Below are 1,365 nucleotides of genomic sequence, written 5' to 3'. Positions count from 1 at the left end.
CCTTCGACTTATCGGGAGAGGAGCGCTTACTTCTCCTGGTCGTCTTTCCGTTATCATTGACAATAATGAAATCGATTTCCATGGTTGTCTTGTCTGCTCTTACAACCTTCACCTCAAGCTGATCTCCGATCCTAAATACCCGCTTGCTCCTTCTTCCCACAAGAATATTCTGGTCCTCAATGAAGTCATAATAGTCATCCAGTGTTGAAATGTGGACTAGACCAGAAATCATTTTTTCGGTCAACTCCACAAAGATTCCGAATTTTGTTACACCCGTGATAACACCTTCAAAAGAATCACCCACATGGTTGGAGATGTACTCCACCTTTTTCATGTCCACAAGATCCCACTCCGCTTCGTTTGCAATTCTCTCTCTCTTCGATGCCCACGAGGCAATTTTGGAAAGACTTTCCTCCAGATTCTTTGAATGGTTCTTAAGATCAGCCCCGGCATTCTTGATCAAATCTTTTAACAGCCTGTGAACAACAAGATCCGGGTACCTTCTGATTGGAGAAGTGAAGTGAGTGTATGCTTCAGATGCCAGTCCAAAGTGACCGATATTTCTGTCAGAATAGACAGCTCGCTTCATTCCTCTCACTAGAACTCTTTCTATGGAGGAGTGGAGGGGGTGATCTTTGGACTTCTCAAGTATTTGCTGAAGAGCCTTAGGATGAACGTTTCTCGGAATCTTGACTTTCAATCCAAGTGCTTCCAGATAATTTTTTAGTTGCATCATTGATTCTGGATCTGGTTTATCGTGAATTCTGTACACAAACGGTAACCCCTGATTGTTAAATATCTCAGCAACAGTCTCATTTGCAAGTATCATGAACTCCTCGATTATCCATTCGGATATTCCTCTACTCTGTGGCAGAATATCAGTTACCCTGCCTTTCTCGTCAAAGATGATCTTTACCTCTCTAGATGAAATATCCATAACTGATCCCCGCTTCTTGCGGATGTCCCGTATCTTCTGAGCCAATTCGTGCGACAATTTGAGACTCTCAGAAACTGGTCTCAATTTCTCCGAAATATCTGAAGATGCTTTACCATTTAGGAAATCGTTAACCTCTGAATATGTTAGTCTCTTCTTAGAGTTAATAACGGAATTCTTCACTGACGAGGAAACCACACGTCCAACAGGGTCAATCTCCAGCAGCAGCGAAAGAGTAAGTCTGTCCTCTTCAGGTTTAAGAGAACATATATCATTTGAAAGTTCAAATGGCAGCATCGGAATAACCGTATCGAGCAAATAAACAGAAGTCCCTCTAGAATAAGCTTCCAGGTCTAGCTGAGTCCCCTCTTGTACATAATGCGACACATCCGCAATGTGTACACCAAGAATGTAATTTCCTTCTCTGCTCT

1 protein-coding gene is annotated in these 1,365 nt (G+C 42.4%); it reads right to left on the bottom strand.

What is annotated here, in order from left to right:
• On the bottom strand, positions 1-1,365 hold a 1,365-nt coding region (locus tag BG32_RS06485; RefSeq protein ID WP_121526589.1), incomplete at both ends, for a ribonuclease R family protein.

The organism is Mesotoga sp. HF07.pep.5.2.highcov, from assembly GCF_003666285.1.
Taxonomy (GTDB): domain Bacteria; phylum Thermotogota; class Thermotogae; order Petrotogales; family Kosmotogaceae; genus Mesotoga; species Mesotoga prima.
Note: the sequence above shows the minus strand (reverse complement) of the source record. Positions and strands in the feature narration are given on the sequence as shown.